General features: G+C 32.2%; 20 protein-coding genes. 6 read left to right on the top strand and 14 right to left on the bottom strand.

What is annotated here, in order from left to right:
* Positions 1-42: 42 nt before the first annotated feature.
* The 6 genes from ACRBBL_RS08225 to smpB all read right to left on the bottom strand — a co-directional run bounded on the left by ACRBBL_RS08225 (position 43) and on the right by smpB (position 4990).
* Positions 43-372 (bottom strand): hypothetical protein, encoded by a 330-nt coding sequence (locus ACRBBL_RS08225; protein ID WP_431368550.1) that lies wholly within the window; start codon positions 370-372, stop codon positions 43-45.
* 237 nt (positions 373-609) lie between these two features.
* A complete protein-coding gene (locus ACRBBL_RS08220) occupies positions 610-1428 on the bottom strand; it encodes a hypothetical protein (RefSeq protein WP_431368549.1) in 819 nt (272 codons plus the stop codon).
* 214 nt (positions 1429-1642) lie between these two features.
* On the bottom strand, positions 1643-2071 hold the full coding sequence (locus ACRBBL_RS08215) for a hypothetical protein (RefSeq protein WP_431368548.1): 429 nt from the start codon (positions 2069-2071) through the stop codon (positions 1643-1645).
* A 127-nt stretch (positions 2072-2198) separates the two neighbouring features.
* Positions 2199-2723 (bottom strand): hypothetical protein, encoded by a 525-nt coding sequence (locus ACRBBL_RS08210; RefSeq protein WP_431368547.1) that lies wholly within the window; start codon positions 2721-2723, stop codon positions 2199-2201.
* A gap of 134 nt (positions 2724-2857) precedes the next feature.
* The gene (locus tag ACRBBL_RS08205; RefSeq protein ID WP_431368546.1) at positions 2858-3985 is read right to left on the bottom strand and encodes a T9SS type A sorting domain-containing protein; all 1128 of its coding nucleotides are present in this window, start codon (positions 3983-3985) and stop codon (positions 2858-2860) included.
* 546 nt (positions 3986-4531) lie between these two features.
* The gene (smpB, locus tag ACRBBL_RS08200; protein WP_431368545.1) at positions 4532-4990 is read right to left on the bottom strand and encodes an SsrA-binding protein SmpB; all 459 of its coding nucleotides are present in this window, start codon (positions 4988-4990) and stop codon (positions 4532-4534) included.
* A gap of 158 nt (positions 4991-5148) precedes the next feature.
* On the opposite strand from smpB, the gene ACRBBL_RS08195 reads away from it, so the two are divergent.
* Positions 5149-5802 carry an OmpW/AlkL family protein gene (locus ACRBBL_RS08195; protein ID WP_431368544.1) on the top strand — a complete coding sequence of 218 codons (654 nt, stop codon included), beginning with the start codon at positions 5149-5151 and terminating at the stop codon, positions 5800-5802.
* A 73-nt stretch (positions 5803-5875) separates the two neighbouring features.
* On the opposite strand, the gene ACRBBL_RS08190 is transcribed toward ACRBBL_RS08195, so the two are convergent.
* The 5 genes from ACRBBL_RS08190 to ACRBBL_RS08170 are packed head-to-tail and all read right to left on the bottom strand — an operon-like array spanning position 5876 to position 8989.
* On the bottom strand, positions 5876-6403 hold the full coding sequence (locus tag ACRBBL_RS08190) for a SixA phosphatase family protein (RefSeq protein WP_431368543.1): 528 nt from the start codon (positions 6401-6403) through the stop codon (positions 5876-5878).
* Positions 6404-6423: 20 nt separating this feature from the next.
* Positions 6424-7122: a purine-nucleoside phosphorylase gene (gene deoD / locus ACRBBL_RS08185; protein ID WP_431368542.1), complete on the bottom strand. Its 699-nt coding sequence runs from the start codon at positions 7120-7122 to the stop codon at positions 6424-6426.
* Between the two features lie 2 nt (positions 7123-7124).
* Positions 7125-7790: a deoxyribose-phosphate aldolase gene (gene deoC, locus ACRBBL_RS08180; protein ID WP_431368541.1), complete on the bottom strand. Its 666-nt coding sequence runs from the start codon at positions 7788-7790 to the stop codon at positions 7125-7127.
* A gap of 59 nt (positions 7791-7849) precedes the next feature.
* Positions 7850-8338 (bottom strand): acyl-CoA thioesterase, encoded by a 489-nt coding sequence (locus ACRBBL_RS08175; RefSeq protein WP_431368540.1) that lies wholly within the window; start codon positions 8336-8338, stop codon positions 7850-7852.
* 54 nt (positions 8339-8392) lie between these two features.
* Positions 8393-8989 (bottom strand): TetR/AcrR family transcriptional regulator, encoded by a 597-nt coding sequence (locus ACRBBL_RS08170; RefSeq protein WP_431368539.1) that lies wholly within the window; start codon positions 8987-8989, stop codon positions 8393-8395.
* Positions 8990-9131: 142 nt separating this feature from the next.
* Here ACRBBL_RS08170 and ACRBBL_RS08165 point away from each other — a divergent pair, with 142 nt between their 5' ends.
* From ACRBBL_RS08165 to mqo, 4 genes are all read left to right on the top strand, one after another.
* Entirely contained in the window at positions 9132-9326 is a 195-nt protein-coding gene (locus ACRBBL_RS08165; RefSeq protein WP_431368538.1) for a hypothetical protein, read from the top strand.
* 69 nt (positions 9327-9395) lie between these two features.
* Complete coding sequence (locus ACRBBL_RS08160) at positions 9396-9659, top strand: hypothetical protein (protein WP_431368537.1); 264 nt, start codon at positions 9396-9398, stop codon at positions 9657-9659.
* Positions 9660-9670: 11 nt separating this feature from the next.
* Complete coding sequence (locus ACRBBL_RS08155; protein WP_431368536.1) at positions 9671-9937, top strand: hypothetical protein; 267 nt, start codon at positions 9671-9673, stop codon at positions 9935-9937.
* A gap of 206 nt (positions 9938-10143) precedes the next feature.
* Positions 10144-11637 (top strand): malate dehydrogenase (quinone), encoded by a 1494-nt coding sequence (mqo, locus tag ACRBBL_RS08150; protein ID WP_431368535.1) that lies wholly within the window; start codon positions 10144-10146, stop codon positions 11635-11637.
* 160 nt (positions 11638-11797) lie between these two features.
* On the opposite strand, the gene ACRBBL_RS08145 is transcribed toward mqo, so the two are convergent.
* The 3 genes from ACRBBL_RS08145 to ACRBBL_RS08135 all read right to left on the bottom strand — a co-directional run bounded on the left by ACRBBL_RS08145 (position 11798) and on the right by ACRBBL_RS08135 (position 13498).
* Entirely contained in the window at positions 11798-12301 is a 504-nt protein-coding gene (locus ACRBBL_RS08145; RefSeq protein ID WP_431368534.1) for a hypothetical protein, read from the bottom strand.
* 20 nt (positions 12302-12321) lie between these two features.
* Positions 12322-12897 (bottom strand): hypothetical protein, encoded by a 576-nt coding sequence (locus tag ACRBBL_RS08140; RefSeq protein ID WP_431368533.1) that lies wholly within the window; start codon positions 12895-12897, stop codon positions 12322-12324.
* 64 nt (positions 12898-12961) lie between these two features.
* A complete protein-coding gene (locus tag ACRBBL_RS08135) occupies positions 12962-13498 on the bottom strand; it encodes a GNAT family N-acetyltransferase (protein ID WP_431368532.1) in 537 nt (178 codons plus the stop codon).
* A 534-nt stretch (positions 13499-14032) separates the two neighbouring features.
* On the opposite strand from ACRBBL_RS08135, the gene ACRBBL_RS08130 reads away from it, so the two are divergent.
* Positions 14033-16081 (top strand): hypothetical protein, encoded by a 2049-nt coding sequence (locus ACRBBL_RS08130; RefSeq protein ID WP_431368531.1) that lies wholly within the window; start codon positions 14033-14035, stop codon positions 16079-16081.
* Positions 16082-16202: the final 121 nt, after the last annotated feature.

Genomic DNA, 16202 nt, shown 5'->3' with positions numbered 1-16202 from the left:
ATGTTTTATAAAGGTTATTTCCATACGTTTTTATTCGATCGTTCAGGACATTGCAATTGTCATCATAATTCCAAAATATAGAAAAGGAAGTAAACCAATTAAAATCCAAATCCAATATTTTTTCCATTGTTTTCTTTTTTCTGATATAACTATTATTGGATGGAAAAATGACCAACTCATCATTAATAGAACAAGCCCTTTTGATAATAGACTACCATATTGATAAATCCATCGATAGTCAGAAAAACGAAACCATTTTTCAATATATCTTGCAGTTAGCATTCCTGCCAAGCAAAGAACGCAGATTGTAATCGCTGACAATTTAGGATTATATAAAAATCGGCTAGTTATTTTCAGTTTTTTTGTTTCCAAACTTATTCAATCAATATTTTTTATTTCCGCAATCAATTTCAATTCCGTTTTGTTTATACTTTTTCAGTTCAGTCAGTTTTTCAGGAGTGATAACTGTGTGTGCGATTAGTTGCGTGGTTAAGCAACTAATTTAGCAAATACAAACCAAATAGAACATCTGAAAGACTTTTCATAAGTAGGTGAGTACTAGCAATGAATTATACAAGGCTTAAGTTTGCGATCTGTTTTTAACTTTTCTTACAAATTATTAGAATATTTACAATTGCTCCCTTCAACGTTCTCTGCTATAATTTTTTCAATAAAATTTGATGTTGTCAGGCTTAATTGAATATCTACTTTTCGAAATCCTTTCACATTATTTTCAAAGATATGTATTGTTTTACTTTGGTTGTAAGGGATTGATTGAAAATTTGACAATGATTGATTGGAAGTAAATATTACCTCGTCTTTTGAATTCAAGTATTTTACATAGATTTTGTATACATGTCCTGGAATTGTGAAACGTGAATAGTTCTTAATTGTAATATCACCCGAAAGCGTTCCATAACTTTTGGTAAGAGTATGATTTTCGAGAACAGTTCTACTTTCTATTCTAGTCTTCAAATCATTGACTAACTTCTCGAATTTATATTTATTGTCCTTACATATATTAGAAATGTCTGCATCATATTCGCTTGTACCTATACATCCAATCTTTTTACAAAACTTATATATATTAGAATTGTAATCAGAGGAAAGCCCTTTACTATTTGTTATTAAATATTGATTATTTTGTCTCTGAAGTTCAAATAAAACCTGTCTATTGTTTGAACTTCCAATGATCGTTATAGATTCATCAGGATTTATATTTGAAGATGTAATAATTATAGAATTCAATTTCCAATAAGTTTCAATTCTTTTAAAATCTGGATAAAAACTAAATAATTTATCGTAGTTGTCAAACTGAAGATTTGAGACAAAGCTTTTCACAGTATTCTCTGCCTTTTTAATCTTTTGCTCTTCAGATTCACACGAAATTAAAGTAATAGCAAATATTAATATAAGTAATCTTTTCATTTTCATTTTTTTATTCACCGCCAACGTCTCAGCTATAATTAGTACGGGAATTAAAAGTAGTGAACTTTCGATTAAATACTTATCCAAAACTTTTTATTTCGTTTTATCTTTTTATTTATAATACCAAATCAAAAAGATTTGGCGGACTTTTAAAACTCTAAACTTAAGGTTAATCGCTAAAACCTTATTAATTACAGCCATTTTTGTGTGTAGGCTATTTTATTTTTTCAATTTCTGGTTCCGATTCCGCTGCTACATTCAGTACGTGATTTTCACTTATGAAAGCATAATGTTTAAATTCTTCAGGATAATCTTTAGTAGCAAAAGTGTCAGTTTTTATATAGTCCAAGAAATTTGAGTAAGAGTATATTCTCGGATTATGTCCTGTAAAGTCATCTCCTAGTTTGTCAGCGTAACTTTCGTCCAATACAGAATAACCGATGTAGCTATCAAACTTTATTTTATACTTATGATTCTCATTCATTAAAATCTGACGAGCAGGACCAAGATTCTGATTTCCAACAAATACTTTCTCCTCTTTTTCCGAAACGATTCCGCAAATCAACTCAAACTCTAAAGAATTATCTTTAGGTTCATTAATTCCAGTTATAAAATAATATTTAGCTGATTCTATTTCTTTCATATGGTTTTTATGCTTACAGGCAACGTTCTTGTGTATGATTTCGTTGCGTGTTTAAGTACATAATTTAGTAAATAAAACCCAAATAGAAAATATGCGAGGATTTTCATAAGTAGACGAGAACCGGCAATTACCTATAGTCATTGTTGTGTGTAGGTTTTATTTCTCCTTTTATAATTGTTAAATACTTTTTCTCTTCCAAACTAAACTTTGCTATTCTCCAAGATTGCTTTCTGAATATAAATTCCGCCCAAAGACCTAATTCAGAATTTAATTTTATTGATAGAATATCTTTTTCCATTATTTCAATGTTCTTGTCAAAACAATTTCGAGTATTTAGTTCGGTAAGAATATAAGCCGTTGTTTTTATATAACCTTCAGATTCTTTTATAGTATCTTCTAATTCTTTTTTTCTTTTCTCTTCTTCATAGAATGCCTTTAGGTTTTTATAATATTGTTCTTTATATCCAGATTCAATTAAGTCGTTACTAGGTAGTTCTCGTTGTCCTAATATTCTGGTTATTGGTTCGGAATTATTGCAAAGACCTCTTTTTTTCTTTTCTTTGCGACGAAATAATATCCAACTAACATTATTTTCTTTTAGTTCACCATCTTGACAACTACAAAGTAAAAATTTGTTTTTTAATTCACACATAGCTTATTTATTCGACTTACACACAACGTCACAGGTATGTTGTCGTAGCTGACGTTAGGAAGCTATGCAATATACCCATTGTTAGAGAACGTATTTTTAACAATTCTGCTTTTTTAATTAAACATAAATTACATTTATTTTTTGATTATTTTCTTGGTATAATATGTTGAGTCAGTTTCTATAACCACAAAGTACACTCCATTACTCAAATTACTCATATCTACAGAATATTTTTCATTAATGATATGATCTATTTTGATATGAAATTGGAATCCTATACTGGAAATAAGTGAAATATTTTTTATATTTTCTTTTGTACTGATAACTATTTTTGAGGAGGTAGGGTTTGGAAGAATAGTGAAATTATTAAATTGAAATGTGTCATTGGATAAAGTAACGGTGTCAAAAGAGAATCCTGTTACTGTATCGGTAGCTATGGAATTACCAACGGAATCTTGATATTCTAGGGTTATATCGTAAATGCCATCTGCTAAACTGTTTGAACTAGCGATAAGAATTTCTGGAGTTGATGCAAAATTCAATCCGTCAATGTTTCCACTAAAAGACGTTATATCCAATAGTGTTAAAACAATATCATTATTACTTGCATCAGTAAATGTTAATTTAACAGTTCCTGCAAGTGGTGTTTCTGGAATTGTAAATTGTAAGTCTATTAGAGAACTACCAGGTGTCGTTGAAGCATTATCCGAGGGACTAATAAGTACCGGAGGTAAGGTAACGGAATCATAAGTAATATTAGTATTGATATCACTAAGAAAGGAGTTCCCTGTTGTATCTAAATACGCTAATTGCACAGAATAGGTATCGTCCGGCAAAACAAAAGAATTACTAGAGGCAACAAAAGGATTGTTCATGATATCAGAACCATCAAGAGTTGTACTGTGTTGCCCTGCACTTTCAAAGCTGTTATCAAACGTGACGACGACTGTAAATGACCCTGTAAATGTTAACGTTACGCTTCCTGGCATTGCATTTAAGGGTAATGTGAAATCTACAAAAATATCATTAGCATTAGAGGAATTGGATGTGGGAGAATTAAGGGTCGGAGTACTTAAAACCACTGGAGTACTATGACAAACTGGATTGAAAGAAATATGTTCTAAACTATTTACTTCTGCCGATGCATTATAACTTCTATCTACGGGATTACAATAGTCATACGCCTGAGTAGAAAACCAAGAAAATAGGATCATAGGCAGAGTAACTATTTTTTTCCATTTAAAAGTGTAGTGTTTTTTCATTTAGGATTATTTTTTATATTTATAAGACTTACTAAAAGTGTAAAAAAAAGGCAATTACAACTACATCATTATATTTCTCTTTTAATTTTTATTTAATTTATAAAAATAGAGTGTATTGAAAAAATTATAAAACCTTATGATCAAGTAATAAACATTTTGCTTCGATCAAATTCTATAGTTTTACAGAATGTATTTTTAGTCATTCTACATCTCACTTAAACTCTACACAAACACTTCGCAAATTCTTCTTTAAAACGGGTTTGATTTTTGAATTTCGCCTGCGTTTAGCATTTCAGGTTTCACAAAGATCATTCGTATTCACTTCAGTTTACGTTTCTACATTCCGCGATATTGCGACACTTAGCTGCTAACCTCCTTTATGCTTATAATATTATAACTATGTTCTGTAACGTATGTAAAACAGGAATTTCTGTTATCATAACTAATTCAGTAAATAGCTGGAACTTTGTTTATTATAGCTTCCTCTTATTTTCTTTACTAAAATCGTGTTATGGCAACATGATGTATATAGTAAAAAGTAGAAACCTAACGGAAGTTTTTCTTAACACGATCTAGTTCACGCTTGTTGTCGCGATCTTTCATAGTTTCTCGTTTATCGTGAATCTTTTTACCTTTAGCTAAGGCAATAGAAAGTTTTGCCAAGCCTTTTTCGTTTAAGAATAAGCGTAAAGGAACAATGGTCAATCCAGAGTTTTTAACTTGTTTGTTTAAACCACGCAATTCTTTTTTGTTTAGTAAAAGTTTACGTGTGCTTCTTGGTTGGTGATTGTAATGCGTTCCAAAAGCGTATTCTTCAATATACATATTGACTACAAAAAGTTCGCCGCGTTCATTGAATTCGCAGAAACTTTCGGCAATAGAAGCTTTGCTCAACCGAATGGATTTAATTTCCGTTCCGGTGAGAACAATTCCCGCTGTATACTTATCTAAGATTTCGTATTGAAAGCGCGCCTTCTTGTTTTGTATGTTGATGTTTTTTTGCATGAATTGCCAAAGTTACTAACATTTATTAGAATCGCAAGTATATCGGTGTCTAAGCTTTTATAATTCATAATAATATCTTTCAATATTCTATGACTTTTGTCATTTTTCTTAGAGAAAGTCAAACATACATTTGTATCATAATATTAAATAATAGACTTATGAAAAAAGCAGTATTCGGTGTTTTTTTAATGTTAGGTTTCTTTCAACTAACAGCACAAGAAGATGTAAAACAACAAGATCAAGATGTAGATAAAAAGTGGCAAGTACGTGCGCGTTTTATTTCTGTAATTCCAAGTGAAAGCGCTACGATTGAAGCTATTGGAGGTGATGTTTCAATTTCTACAGCGTATGTTCCAGAATTAGATTTTACTTATTTCTTTACAAAAAACTGGGCAGCAGAATTAATTTTAGCAACAACCAATCATGATGTTGAGGCCATTAATACCGCCGTAGGAAATATCGATTTAGGTGATGTTTGGTTATTGCCACCAACAATAACAGTTCAATATCATTATCCGATGGGCGATTTTAAACCCTATGTTGGAGCAGGGTTAAATTATACCATTTTTTATGGAGCAGATGAAGGTCCAATTGCAAATGATGTAGATTATGACAATAGTATTGGTTTTGCTTTTCAAGCAGGATTTGATTATGCCTTAAATGATACTTGGTTTTTGAATTTAGATGTTAAAAAGATATTACTTCAAACAGATGCTACTGTAAATGCAACAACAGCACTAGGAGCTACAGTTGGCGCAGATGTAGATATAAACCCACTAATAATAGGGTTTGGTATAGGAATGAAGTTTTAGTAGTTTGTATGTTATGGAACTGAAAACGCCGCTGTAAAGCGGCGTTTTCTATAGTATTATGTAGATGTGAGAATTAATTAACCGTCAATAATTGTACAGTTTTAGATTCCCCAGAAATGGTAACAATGTATAAGTTTCCATTATTGTCATCTGCAATAGATTCATAGTCTTCTTTTTGAATCAGTCTATTTACAAAGGCTGGTGTAGTATTGCTATGTCCGACGATTAATACAGTTTTCCCTTTTGTCTTTTTTAGAAAAGCATCCATTTTAATCTTAAAAGGATGATAAGAAGTTATTTCTAATTCATGCGCATCTGCTGTTGGCTTTGCCGTTTGCTGTGTTCTATTGTATTCTGTAGAATATACGGCGTCAAAAGGCACTTTTTTAAATACATCTGCCCAATACGCAGCTCTGTTATGACCTTGCTTTGTTAAATCAGGATTTTTATTGCTTTTATCAGAACGATCTTTTTCTGCGTGACGAATTAAATAATAGACAGAAGTTTCGGTATCTGTAGATTTCTTACTTTCTTTCTCTTCTTGTGCAAAACAATTTACGACCAAGAACAAGCTCAGTACAAATAAGATATTTTTTTTCATTTGGTATGTGTGTTTTTTGATTAACTAATAGCGAGTGCAATTTCGATCATTTCTTTGAAAGTCTGCGCTCGTTCATCGGAAGTTGTAGTTTCATGTGTAACCAAACTATCCGATATTGTGAGTAAAGATAATGCTTTTACTTGAAAACGCGCAGCAATTGTATATAAGGCAGAAGTTTCCATTTCTACACATAAAACGCCATATTTTGCCCATTTTTTATAATAATCAGGATCTTCTTGATAAAAAATATCGCTTGTTAAAATGTTTCCAGCTTTTACAGGAATGTTTTTTTCTTTGGCAGCAATAAGTGCATCCATAAATAATTCCGCACTAGCGGTTGGCGCAAAGTTTTCTCCCTGAAAAGAAAGACTATTCATGCTACTGTTTGAAGAAGCAGACATCGCCACGACAATATCACGAATTTGCACTTCTTTTTGATACGAACCAGCGCTTCCTACTCGAATGAGCTTTTGTACATCGTATTCATTGATTAATTCGTGTGCATAAATACCTATTGATGGTGCGCCCATTCCAGTTCCTTGTACAGAAACAGGTTTTCCTTTATAAGTTCCGGTATAACCGAACATTCCACGAACATCGTTGTATAATACAGGGTTTTCTAAAAATGTTTCTGCAATCCATTTGGCACGTACAGGATCGCCAGGAAGTAAAACAGTTGGTGCTATATCACCTTTTTTTGCATTGATGTGTACGCTCATAATTAATAGTTGTTTTGTGATGAAGTTCCAGTAACAATCGCAATTCCGTTGGAAGTCCCAATACGTGAAACACCAGCGTCTATATATTCTTTTGCAGTTTTATAATCGCGAATACCGCCAGAAGCTTTTAATTTAGCTTTTCCGTTTACGGCTTTTCTCATAAGATCAATCGCTTCTAAAGTAGCGCCGCCAGTTCCAAAACCTGTAGATGTTTTTACAAAATCGGCTCCAGCGTTAATAGCCAGTTTGGAAGCTTTAGTAATTTCTTCATCCGATAAGTAACAGGTTTCAATGATGACTTTTAAAACAGCATTGCCCGCTGCATCTTTTAATTGCTTGATTTCTGCTTCAACTGCATTTTCTTTTCCAGATTTGAGCCAGCCAATATTGATGACCATATCAAACTCATCTGCACCATCGAGTTTTGCTTGTTGTAGTTCTGCAATTTTTGCTTCCGAACTCATCGCGCCAAGCGGAAAACCTATAACACTGCATACATTTACAGTAGTACTTTTTGATAGAAATTCCGTAGCCAATTGTACATGGCAGCTATTCACGCAAACGGAGAAAAAGTTATATTCCACAGCTTCCGCACAGAGTTGTTGTATGTCTGTAGTAGTCGCCGTGGGTTTTAGGAGTGTATGATCGATATACCGATTAATATTCATGAAACTTTCAGTTTTGCTGTAAAGATACTTAAAAAGCTAGCTGCCAAAACTGATAAATATCAAGAAACCATTGCCATTCGTAAATTTTTAACACGTTCGTTAAAATTAGCTTCTGTAACTGGCAATACAACGCTTTCAAATAAATTTATAAAATTCTCATTGTGTTCGTGTGCTTTTCCATTTAAGACATTAAAATGCACAAACGAACTCCAAAGCACTGCTTTTAGTTCTGTTTTAGATTCATTGTACATACGAATTTCTACCAATAATTGCTTTTTACCATAGTGAAGTAATTGTGAATCAATGGCAACGATTTCCATCACATTTGCAGGACGGACGTAGGCAATTTGATGCGAACCAACAACCCAAGTAGTTCCAGTTTTTTTAGCATTTTCAAAGATATCCAAGTTGTAATGTTCAATGAGTTGATCTTCTCTTGCATTAATCAAATAATCTAGGTATTTACTATTGTTGAGGTGATTTAATGGATCGCAATCTTGGAATCTAATTTTGGTTTTACTGGTTAAAATTTTTGGTAATTGTTTCATATTGAGTTATTTTAAAATATACCAATCGGTATATTTCTGGTTAAAAAAATAGTTTTATGCTCTTAATTCCGTATCAATCATTTTGTCAATTTGATTCATCGTATCTTTTATATAAAAATCATCATCCATGGTGTATGCCATAAAAATGGCGCCTTGAATCATGGTGTCAATCCGTTTTGCAACATACATGGCATTGACTTCAGTACTTATTTCTCCTTGTTCAATTCCGTCTTCAATAATGGTTGCTAGTTGATCTTGAATCCGTTGAATAATGGTGCGTACTTTTTGTAATAATAATGTATTTTGATTGTTCGCGTCCACGCCGACATTTAAGATTGGACAACCGCCCATTTTGTTGGTGTACAAATAATAATTGCGATAAAAATCGGAGATTAAAAAAAGCTTTTCAATAGGAGAATTGCTTTTATCCATGTGTTTTACAATCTCTTTCATCAAACTTTTCACCATAAATTTAAACGAAGCAATGGCAAGTTCTTCTTTGTTTTTAAAATTTCCGTAAATGGCACCTTTTGTCAAACCTGTTGCCTTGGTAATATCTGAAATGCTTGTAGCCGCATAGCCATTCTTGTTAAAAATGGGCGCGACAGTTTCTACTATAAAAGCAGCAGTTTTTTCAGCTTTTCCAATCATAGGTCAAATATAATCAAAAAAATATACCGATCGGTATAAAAAGTGTTTTTATAGTAAAAACGTAGTGGAAGTATAGTTTCTGTGTATTGGTAAGTGTTTGATTGTTAGTAAATTTATGTGCATTTAACTTAAATAATGAATCATGAAAAAAAGAAATTTAACTATAAAGTTGGCATTGAGAAAAAAAATAGTCGCTGCTTTAGATGCTAAAAAACTCATAGGAGGAGCAGTTAATGCTAATACAGACGACCCATTAACCCATAACAGTTTGTGCCCAATTGAAACATGTTCATGTACAGATCCTAAATTTGATAATTGTAAACCTATACGAGTTTAGGTAATTTTTCTTGAAAATGATGTGTATTGCTGAGATTCAATTTGAATTATTAATTTTTAAATATAGAACATGAAGAAAAAGAATTTGAATATGAAACTGTGTTTAAGAAAGAGTAAAGTCGCTTCTTTTGACACTAAAACGATAAAAGGAGGAATATATAGTCCACCGATCACAATAGAACCGGATGTATGTCAACCTTCCGATATATGCTCAGATAAAGAAACATGTCCTATGCATTGTATCACAATACGTGAAGATGCTTGTTACACAGATCCAATTATAAGTTGTACACCTGATGGTTGTGGAAATTCGATGAATACTTGTCAACTTTAAAAACAGCAACTATGAAGAAAAAGAACTTACATGTAAAATTACGCTTAGGAAAAAGTAATGTTGCTTCTTTTTATGCCAGAGCAGTAAAAGGCGGAACTGCAAATGCAGCAGATACGCTACCACATACAATTGGTCGACCTTGTGCATTTACAGATACTTGTCCGTATACAGAAACGTGTCCGTATCAAAATTGTCAAACAGTGAAAGTTGATGCTTGTTTCACAGATCCAGGCATAAGTTGTACACCAGACACTTGTGCAGGTACGATTAATAATTAGTGTTGAATTATATCCTACTATATAATTATAAATTTTGAGTTAGTTGAAGGGAGATAGGAGTGTATTTTATATATGCTTCTATCTTTTTTATTGCTTTTTTTTATTCGATAATCGAAATGTAATACTCCAAAAGCTTGCCTCGTGGATTTGTTCCGAGGTATTTGATTTTTATAGTTTGATTCTTTACTTTAGAAAAAAATTAACGAATGACTTCTCAAACGATAAATGTCAATACAGATTATGATCTTATTTGTGTTGGTGGCGGAATTATGAGTGCTTCTTTAGCATTATTGGTAAAACTGGTACAACCAAAATTAAAAGTATTGATTTTAGAGCGCTTGGACGATGTTGCTTTAGAGAGTTCTGCCGCTTGGAATAATGCAGGTACAGGACATTCTGCCTTATGTGAATTGAATTATACACCAGAAAAAGAAGATGGTTCAATAGACATTACCAAAGCGTTGAAAATTTGTAAACAGTTTGAAATTTCAAAGCAATTTTGGTCGTATTTAGTGAATCATGATTTTCTTGAAAACCCATCAGAATTCATTCAAAAAATGCCACATTATAGTTGGGTAACTGGAGAAGAAAACGCAACATATTTGAAGAAACGATATGAAGCATTGAAAGATCATTTTATGTTTGAATCGATGGAATTCACCGAAGATGTTCAAAAAATGCTCGAATGGTTTCCTTTAATAGCAAAAGATAGAGGAGAAGAAGAGGTTTTAGCAGCTACAAAGATTGAGCGTGGAACTGGCGTAAACTATGGAAGTTTGACTCGAAAGTTATTCGAAATCCTTGAAAATAAATACGATACAAAAGTACAGTGCAATCAAAATGTATTGGATATTGATCCAGATGATGAAGTAGAATGGTCTGTAAAAGTTCAACATACAGAAACGAAAGAAGTTCAGCATTTGGATGCAAAACATGTGTTTATTGGCGCTGGTGGCGGAAGTTTGTTATTGCTCCAAAAAGTTGAGATTGATGAAAAAGATGGCTATGGTGGATTTCCTGTAAGTGGCGAATGGTTGGTGTGTAAAAATGAAGAAATTATTCAAAAGCATTTAGGAAAAGTTTATAGCAAAGCTGGTGTTGGCGATCCGCCAATGTCAACGCCGCATTTAGATACACGTTATATTAACGGAAAACGCGAATTGTTGTTTGGTCCTTTTGCAGGATTTAGTCCGAAATTTCTAAAAGAAGGTTCACGATTAGATTTGTTTAAATCGATCAAGTTTGACAATATACCAGCAATGTTTGGTGCGTTTTGGCACAATATGCCTTTAACAGGATATTTAATAAAACAAGTACTAATGTCACATGACGATCGTATGGATGATTTGCGAAAGTTTGTAAAAGATGCTAAAAATGAAGATTGGGAATTAATGGTTGCTGGACAACGTGTACAGATCATTAAGAAAGATGAATTTGAAGGTGGAAGATTGCAATTTGGAACCGAAGTCGTTCATAGCAAAGACGGAAGTATTACCGCATTGTTAGGCGCGTCGCCTGGCGCATCTACAGCAGTGCAAATCATGTTGGAAGTTTTAGAAATTGCGTTTCCAGAAGAAGTACATTCCGATCACGGAAAAAAAATATTAGCCGCGTTAGTTCCTTTTTGGAAACAAGAATTGAATAAAGAGTTGTTTGATACAGAACTTGCAGCTTCTAACAAAGCACTGGGATTGGTTTAGTAGTAGGTAGTTGGTAGTTAGTATTGAGTATTGAGTATTGAGAAGTGAGTATTGAGATTTTAGAATTTCTAACGTTATTTCGAGTGACAAATCTGTGATTTGGTGTACTTCGATAAACTCAGCTGAGCTATCGAGAAATGCTAGGTAGTATGTGACAGTATTATTCAAGTTTCCATTCAACAAGTACCAATGACAATATAATATCATTCCACATTTCAAAATTCATTAACTTAGGTCGTATAGGAATAATGCTTGTTGAAATCCATTTAGATCCACCGTTTATGTACATTAAAGCTTCATAAGTTAATCTTTTTTCAAAAGGATTTTTTACAGTTAGCATCATTCCAGCATGACTTTTTCCTTCAACATTTTGAATAAATTCAAGTGTTATTGTTTTTTCAGGGTTCAAATTTTCTTTAACTACCTTCATGGAATAAATGGAATCTGCTTTTACTTCTGCTTCAATAAAAAGTTTTTCAGAAGGATAAATTTGAAGAACTTTCTCTTTTACAAAATAGGGTGATTTAGGAACTTCTTGTTGGTAGTAATTTACAGTATCTACCGCCACAGTTAATGTAAAAGGTGCTCTATCTGGTTTTTCGTTTTGAGCATTCATAAAAATGCTGAAAATTAAAAATGTACATATGATTATTCTTTTTAGCATAGTATTTTTTTTAGATATTATTATTTGTCTTCAATAAGTCTTTTACTGAACCTTAAAACAAATTTTGCTGTTTTATTCTTATCCTCGTCAGGAGAATAGTCCTTGATGTTTCCTTCTTTAGTAACTTGAAAACGATGTTTTATATTGGATGTTGCATCTTTTTCATCGCGTTTGCGATTGCTATAAAAGATGACATAAGCTTTTTCCTTTTTGTAATAGATAGTAATTTCTTCACGCTCATAAGCGAGACCATCTTTACTAATTGAATACTTATTATAATTGAGATTGGTACTGTATCTGATTTTTACGATTTCATCAGTTTCTTGATTTGTATATGTATCCTCATTAAAAGAACCTGACCCTAGTGCTGTTTTTAAACTATCAGAGAGTGTTATAGTACCTTCTGATATACGCTGCGTTACATACTTTGTACTATACTCCATGTCGTTAGAGAGACTGATTAAACTGTCTATTTTTTTTACATATTCAGTTGATTCTTTTAATAATACTTCTTCTTTTAAGAGTGATTTCTTTTCTTGAGAAACAGCACAGCTCACACATACGATAAAAGAGAGTGAAAAAAGAATCGTTTTCATGATGGTTTTAGATAACATGTAGTTTCAAGTATAAATAATGATAGCTTCAATCAAATGTAAGAAACTATTTCTCTGCAAATTTTGAATAAATGTCTACACTAATAAACGCGCCATTTTTCACTTCACAGTCTTTCATAGTTCCTTCTAAGTTAAATTTTAGTTTTGCAAGTGCTTTTTTGCAGTTTATATTTTTAGTCTCAACAAAACCTTCAATTCTATGCAATCCGATCGTATCAAAAGCATAATTGAATATCAATGGCATCGTTTCTGTCATAAAACCTTTTCCCCAACTTTCTGGCAATAGCCAAAATCCAATTTCTGCTTTTCTATTTTCTTTGCTTAAATTGTTTAAACCGCCAGCACCTATAAATGTACCATCAGTTTTAGAACAAACTGCCCACCAAATTCCAGTTCCATTTTTTTCTAAATCGGCAAACCATTCCATTTGTTCTTTGGTTGCTTCCAGGCTATCGAAACTAATTCCGTAATATTTTATAATATCAGGATGCGAAAGTCCTTTGAAAACATTTTCTAAATCTGAAGCTACAAATTGCCTCAAAATGACTCTTTCAGATTCCAAAATCGGAAAATTATTTTTCATTTTAAATTGTTCTTTTGAATGATTATATCGCTAAAACTATAGGAATCTTAGCTAGAATCAAAATAATAAGTATTGAGAAGTTAGTATTTCGTATTGAAGTCTAGATTTTCAGTTTGTCATTTCTGTGCAGGAGGAAATCTATTCTTGTCATGAATTCACGCATGTTTTTATTTTATATTAAAAGTAAGAATAAATTCTATTATCGTTTTTAGTTAACTAAATATTCTAGCATTAGATTAAAGACACAATTCGCAAAACTTTAACTTTTCTCAATAAAATAAAGCCTCTCAGATAGCGTTTTACTTATGAATCTTGTAGTTCAGGAGATATGGAAACTTTTCCTGTCTTTTGTTAGTAAACATTAAGAGCAGCTTTTTAAAGGCTGCTCTTTTTTCATTTATAAAACGATATTATTTCCTCTATTGTTTTTACTATTTTTTCTACAATAAAACCGTTTTTAGATGTTTTTGTGTTGATTGTCAGTTGATTGGTTAATTAAATATGTATCTTCAAGTATAACTAGTGTTCAATATTATGAAGAAACAAGTTTTATTCTTTGCAGTTTTTATACTTACAATTAATTATGTAATCGCACAGCCAACAAAAACGTCTTTAGATGAAAAATTCTATATTTCAGTTGCTGATTTAAACTCGTTATTGACCAATTTGAAAACGGCGCCTTTTGTAAATGAAGGTTGCTCAGAAGCTGATTGCGAAAGAATAAATGTGTATTATAATGCTTTATTCAATTTAAGAGAAGATGTACGACAATATTATCTAGCGCTTGATGCGAGTAAAAATATATCAAAAGAGCAATGGTTTTTATATTTAGATCAAACCTATAAGAATGAAAACTTAAAATGGGCATTGACTACAAATTTACGATTCAAAGATGCCTGGGCAGGAGCATCTTCATTTTTGTTAGATTTGGCTTCTGGCGCAAGTGTTTTCAAGGCAGGCAATCATATTTCTAAAAAGGGAATTCAAAAGTTTTTACAAGTCATCAATGATGTAGATGCTTTGCTAGCTCAAATAAATGCTTTGTACAAACATATAACAAATGATAGTGGAGCCAATGTGATTTCTTCAGCTACGTCTAATGATTGGGCTAACATCTACACAGGATTAAAAACTGGATTAGACTTATTAGTGCAAGCTGTGGAAATATACAATAAGGTTGATGCAAGTTTAAATCCTTCAGATCTTAAAAAAGCACGTATTTCAAGAGGTTTTGCTATTACAGCTGCAGTAGCTCAGATATTAAATATTTATTCCGACTATGAACGAAAAGGAATGAGAGATGCCATAAAAGAGTTAGACAAAGTATTAAAACCAAACCAAGACACACAATCTGGGCATTACGATAAATATATTCTTAAAAGAAAACGATTAGATGTTTTGGATCAAATTCGAAAAGAAATCAATCTTCGGTATGATGGTTTATTTGATTTAAACTTGCGGTGTAAAGGTGTTCAAAAGAAGGAAAAAAGAAAGTCTATAGAGATTGGAAAACGCAAGTTTGGGAACGCATTACTATATTACAAAGCTATTTTATTAAATACAAATACTAGTATAAAAGATGCTTGGAAAGGAATTGAAGAGTGTAAAAAAGAAGCAAGAAATATTCAATTTGTGGTGAATGATGGATTGGGAAAAAAACGTTCAACCTATATAGAAATTGTTCGTGAATCAGATCAAAAGAAATTATATACAGGTTCCACAAGTAGCAAAGCGTCTATTTTAAAATTATATCCAGATTTCTACTCGATAAAAATTTATGATGGTCATACTTTAGATGGAATAAAAAGTCAAGGCACAACAATTACAAACCTTTCTATAAATGCTACGAAAGACAGTATTGTTACTTTGAATCCTTACGGAAGAATCGATTTAAAGGTTGTTGACAAAGAAGGAAAGCCTGTTGATTTTATGTATAAGTTTAAGAATAAAGAAAGTAAAGTAGTTGCCTATGCTATGACTGCGAGTTCTAAAACGGTACAGCGAGATTTATTAATAGAAACATTTGATCTTGAATTGAGCTATAAATACAATCATGAAAAAGAAGTAAAGAAAAGCATCAAAATTCAAGCGAATCAACTGAATAAGTTACATTATGTATACGATGATGGTAAATTTGTAGAAGAAGAAAATAAACCAAATACTACGGTAGAAACGACCAATAATTCATCAAATTTTAAACCAACAGCGCCTAAAAAAGCTCCAGAAGGCTGGGTTTCAGGAACAGTTTATAATACAACCAATGGTTCTTGTGATTGGAAGAATAGCTCCTTAACTTTTATAAACCATGGAGGTACAATAATGAATTTGAAAACAGGTCAAATAAGTAATGGAATTGTAGTTGCTCCTGGAGAAAAAGCACATATAGCAGTTTCTACAAATACAGCTTCTTTTTTAAGAGTGTTTAGACAAAGCCCTCAAGGAAATGAGCGTATTTCTTTTTGGTTGCTAAGAAATCCAAAACACAATTGGTGGTATGCCGTTGGTTGCGATGATGGATACGGTCCGCCAAATGATTGTAATGATGGAAATGGAAAAGCTGGATGTGAATATTTACCACATTGATAAGGTGAGAAATGAGATTCTGAATTTTTAAATCAGCGTGCTAAATAAACTCAGAATCTCACCATATTACTCTTTCTTTTGTTCTTGTTCCGTATAATTTTGATTTGCGTCAAGCATCTTA

This window comes from Kordia sp. (assembly GCF_050633145.1).
Taxonomy (GTDB): domain Bacteria; phylum Bacteroidota; class Bacteroidia; order Flavobacteriales; family Flavobacteriaceae; genus Kordia.
This window is presented reverse-complemented; position numbering and strand designations above follow the sequence as displayed.